This window comes from Streptomyces pratensis, from assembly GCF_037137275.1.
Classification (GTDB): domain Bacteria; phylum Actinomycetota; class Actinomycetes; order Streptomycetales; family Streptomycetaceae; genus Streptomyces; species Streptomyces pratensis_B.
In genome coordinates this window covers 58102-62665 of the sequence record NZ_JBBBEN010000099.1, presented here as the reverse complement: position 1 = coordinate 62665, position 4564 = coordinate 58102, and the positions used below count along the sequence as shown (strand labels likewise).

Sequence of the window (4564 nt, the reverse complement as noted above, 5' to 3'; positions counted from 1 at the left end):
CGACCGGATCGCGCGAAACCGCGTCCCGGTGGCGCGCGACATCACCTACTCAAAGAACCAGGGAAATGACCCCACCCCACCCCACCCGGCGTGTACCTGACGGGTCCCGAGGGGCGCATCACCCGCACGGGTGAGTTTTGCCAACTCGACTGGATTTCGTACCGGTTGGCAGGCATATGCTCACGCCACCACACATCAGACGTACGTCGGCCCCCGGCCGGGACTGCAATCCCGATCGAGGGCCTGACCACCAAGGAAGTTCGGAGCTTCCCTATGGCTACCCAGCAGAATACTGCGCTCACGCGCGCCCTGGCAGAGGTTCCCGGGCCTCACCCGAGGTCCGGCGTGATCCACGTCGTCATCCCGCACACCACCCGCTTCACCGTCGTCGGCAACCACCTCGCCCAGCACCCCGACCTCAGCTGCACCGCCGTGGGCATCGCCGTACGCATCCAGTCCCTGCCCCCAGGGGTCGAGGTGGGCATCAAGGCGCTCGCCGCCCGCTTCCCCGAGGGCGAGAAGCGCATCGCCGCCGCCCTGCGTGAGCTGGAGGCCCACGGCTACCTGGAACGGGCTCGCGTCCGCCTGTCGTGCGGCCGGATCGTGACCCGCACGGTGTTCTGCAACCAACCCCTGGCGCTGCGGCACTCCCGTACGGGCGGACAGCGGCCCCCCGTCGCGGCTCTCGTGCCCCACGCGCGGCGGGCCCAGGCCCCGGCGCCCGCGCCGGAGCCCCCCGGTCGGCACCCGGCCGCCCCGGAGCCGGGCCCGCACGGAACGACCACGGCTCCACCGCCCCCGGCACCCGCCGCCTCCCGGCCCGCACCGGCCCCGCCGCCACCCTGCGCTCCGTGGGACGCCCCGCCCTTCGTGCCGCCGCCGGCCGCGCCGAAGCCGCAGCCCCGGCCGCTCCCCCAGCCCCGCGAACTCACCCCGGAGCTGGACCGGGCCGCCACCGCACTCCTGAGCGACCTCCGCCGCCACGCACCGCAGTTCGTGCTGTCCGAGAGCGACGTACGCCACCTGGCCCCCGGCGTCGCGGCCTGGCTCGAACGCGAGACCCACCCCGACGCCATCCGCCGCACGCTCACCAGCGACCCGCCCCAGCCCCTCAGGCACCCCGCGAAGCTCCTCAGACACCGGCTGACCGCCCTGCTGCCCCCACCGCTCCCCAGCACTCACGCCCTCGCGGCCCCCGCTCACCGCGTCACCGTGACCCCCTTCCAGACCTGCGACGGCTGCGAACGCGCCTTCCGCTCCCCCACCCCAGGCCACTGCCGCGACTGCCGGGCCGAGCACGGAGAAGGCGCGGTCTGAGGCGCTGAGGGGGCCGGGGCCTTCTGATCGCGGCCCCGGCCCCTGTCCCGGACCGCCCGGCGTGCGCAACCCCACCCCCCGGCCGGGCAACCTCTCCGTCCCCTCCCCCGTCTCTCCCCCCGCAGGCGCGGGCTCGACCAGCCGCTGACCTGCACGGACTGCCAGGAGTAGGCGTACGCAGCACGGGGCGAGGGTTCGTCCGCTGCGAGGGGAAGCGGACGGAGTACGCGGCGTGACGGATCGACCTGCCCTGCCCCAAATCGGGATACCCGGGTCCGGGGCGCCCCGGACCGGAGTGCCCCGGCGTGCGGCCCTGGTCGCCGCCGGGGCCGCCGCCGCGACCGCCGCCCTCGCCGGGTGTGCCGTGCCGGCCCCCCGGCGTCGCAACCCCGCCCCCGACCCCGCGCCCGGTATGCCGATCAGCAGCGCGCGCCGGGCGCTGGTCCTCCAGGTGCTGGCGCACCCGGACGACGACCTGTACTTCATGAACCCGGACACCCGCGAGGCCCTCGACGCCGGCATCCCGCTGGTCTGCGTGTACCTCACCGCGGGCGAGGCCGACGGCGTCAACAAGATCCCCGGGGCCCCGCGCCCGGCCCCCGACCGCGCCGCGTACTCCTCCGCCCGGCACCAGGGCCTGCGGCAGGCGTACGCGACGCTGCTCGGGCTCGACCGCTTCGCGCCCTGGCAGAGGTCCGTGCTCACCCTGCACGGCGGCCACCGTGCCGAGGTCGACGTGCTGACACACGGGGCGCGCCGGGTCGAACTGGTCTTCCTCAACACCGCGATGCACACCGGCCGGCGACGCCTCGGGCTGCCCAGCCTCTGGCAGGACCGCCGACTGGTGCTGCGGACCGTCGTCGCCGAGGGCTCGCCGCTGGAGCGGGCCGGTTCCTACACGTACGAGGGGCTGATCGACGTCCTCGTCGGGCTGTTGGAGCGGTACCGGCCGACCCTCGTGCACACGCTGGACCCGGACCCCGACCTCCAGTTCAGCAGCGAGGAGGAACGCCGCCGGGACAGCGAGCAGCGCGGCTACTCCGACCACGCCGACCACACCGCGGCGGGCTGCTTCGCGTGGGCCGCCCTGATCCGCTGGGCGGCCCGATCGACCGGGCGGGGCGAGCCGGTGCCCGGGTTCGCCGTCGCCTCGTTCCGGGGCTACTACAACCGGCACTGGCCCAAGAACCTGCCGCCCGCGGTGCTGGAGCGCAAGGCCGCGCACCTGGTCCCGTACGGCGGCGCGCCCGACTGGGAGTGCGGCAACCCGTCCGGCTGCGGGGACTACAACGTAGGCGGCGACCGCCCCCTGACCAACCGCAAGGGCTGGGTCCGCTCCACGCACCAGCGCTATCCGGGGCCCCGCCCCGTGGTCGCCACCGGGCCGGACGGGCGGCTCACCGTGTACGGGGTGGTGGGGCTGCGGGCCGTCCGGTGGAGCGAGAACGCCCCGGGCAGCGGGACCCTGGGCGCGCCGCGGGACCTCGGGGGCGGGCCGCTCGCCCCGGTGCTGGGCGCGGCGGTCACGGCGGACGGGCGGCAGTTGCTGTTCGGGCTGCGTTTCGCGGCACTCGGCGGGCACGGCGCGGACAACGAGCGGGAGATCGTGCTCCTGGAGCAGTCCGGGGCGGGCGGCCCCTTTCTCGCGTGGCGGGGGCTCGGCAACCCGGCGAGCGGTCGCGACCACGGCCGCCGCGTGGGGATACCCGTGGCGGTGACCGCTGCGGACGGCCGCGTCCACCTCTTCGTGCGCAACGCGGAGAAGGGGCTCAGCACCCGGGTGCGCTCCGCGGACACCGGCCGCTGGAGCGCCTGGCGCGACATGGGCGGCGGCGAGGTGCAGGACGGGATGAGCGCGGTCGTGGACACCGCCGGGCGCGTCCACGTCTACGCGGCCGGCCACCACTGGGTGCACCACTGGACCCAGGACGCCCCGGACACCGACGTCACCGCCCGCACCCAGCTCACCGACTTCCCCGTCCCCTCCCACGCACCCGCCGCCCTCCCCGCGCCGGACGGGTCCGTGGAGCTGTACTACCGGCCGGCGGCGAAGGCGGGGCTGGTCGGCGTGCGGGCCGACCGCGCGCCGGTCCCCCGCTTCGACGGGTACGGGCCGGTGGCCGCCGCCTCCTCCCCCCGGGGCCCGGTGCTGCTCGGCCGGACCGCGGACGGCCGGAGCCAGTTGCGTACCGCCGACGGCACCGCCGTACGGTCCCAGGGCCCCGCCGCCCTGGACGGCGTCGCCCTCCACCTCGGCGCGCCGGACGGCGAGCCCGTGGTCGTCGGCTTCGGGCCGGACGCCGCGCCCTGGGTGTGGCGGCCGCGGCAACGTGCCCATTTCGGCCCAACTGCCGCCCCATAACGCCGTGTTATGGCCAAACGTTAGTACCCCGGCCTCGCCGCGCTCCGGCACCCTGTTGCCCACCAACCCCCACGGACACGCCCACCCCAGCGTGTCGCGCGAAACGAGGAATCATGCGCATATCCAAGCTCGTGCCCGCTGCCGCCGCCGCAGCGGCCTGTGTCCTCGCACTCTTCGCACCGTCCGCCTCGGCCGCCCCGGCGCCCCCGCTCCAGGATGCCCCGCCCCCCACCACCCAGATCATCGGCGGTGGCTACGCCCAGAACGCCCCGTGGGCCGCACGCCTCTTCTCCAACGGCCGGGAGACCTGTTCGGCGACGATCATCGCGCCGACCTGGATTCTCACCGCCAAGCACTGCGTCACCGGCGGCGGCCTGTCGTTCCGCATCGGCAGCCTCGACCAGCACAGCGGCGGCGTGGTGGCGAACGGCGTCCAGACGTACAACCACAGCTCGGACCTCTCCCTGGTCCGCCTGGACCGCTCCGTGCAGACCACCTACTCCCGCCTCGGCCAGGCCGGGACGGTCCGCGTCGGACAGAACGTGCAGGTCTGGGGCTGGGGCGCCACCTCCCAGTGCGGCTCCGAGGCCAACTGCCAGTCCCGCTACCTGAAGGTCGCCAACGTCACGGTGACGCACGGCTGCGGTGACGCGTACGGCGGCTCGGCCATCTGCGCCCGCCGGGGCGACGGCATCACGGCCGGCGGTGACTCCGGCGGCCCGATGACCTTGAACGGTGTCCAGGTCGGCGTGGCCTCCACCAGCGACCGGCAGACCACGACCGCGTACACGAACGTCACCGCGTACCGGTCCTGGATTCAGTCCATCGCGGGCGTCTGACCCACCGCCACACCGGGCAGGCCGGCCGGCGCGTCCGGCCGGCCGC

At 75.2% G+C, this 4564-nt stretch carries 3 protein-coding genes; all 3 read left to right on the top strand.

What is annotated here, in order from left to right; genetic code table 11:
- Nucleotides 1-273 precede the first annotated feature (273 nt).
- The 3 genes from V9U70_RS25485 to V9U70_RS25475 all read left to right on the top strand — a co-directional run bounded on the left by V9U70_RS25485 (nucleotide 274) and on the right by V9U70_RS25475 (nucleotide 4518).
- Nucleotides 274-1317: a hypothetical protein gene (locus V9U70_RS25485; protein WP_336678908.1), complete on the top strand. Its 1044-nt coding sequence runs from the start codon at nucleotides 274-276 to the stop codon at nucleotides 1315-1317.
- Nucleotides 1318-1612: 295 nt separating this feature from the next.
- Nucleotides 1613-3679: a PIG-L family deacetylase gene (locus V9U70_RS25480; RefSeq protein WP_336678912.1), complete on the top strand. Its 2067-nt coding sequence runs from the start codon at nucleotides 1613-1615 to the stop codon at nucleotides 3677-3679.
- A gap of 113 nt (nucleotides 3680-3792) precedes the next feature.
- Nucleotides 3793-4518: a S1 family peptidase gene (locus V9U70_RS25475; RefSeq protein WP_336678907.1), complete on the top strand. Its 726-nt coding sequence runs from the start codon at nucleotides 3793-3795 to the stop codon at nucleotides 4516-4518.
- Nucleotides 4519-4564 lie beyond the last annotated feature (46 nt).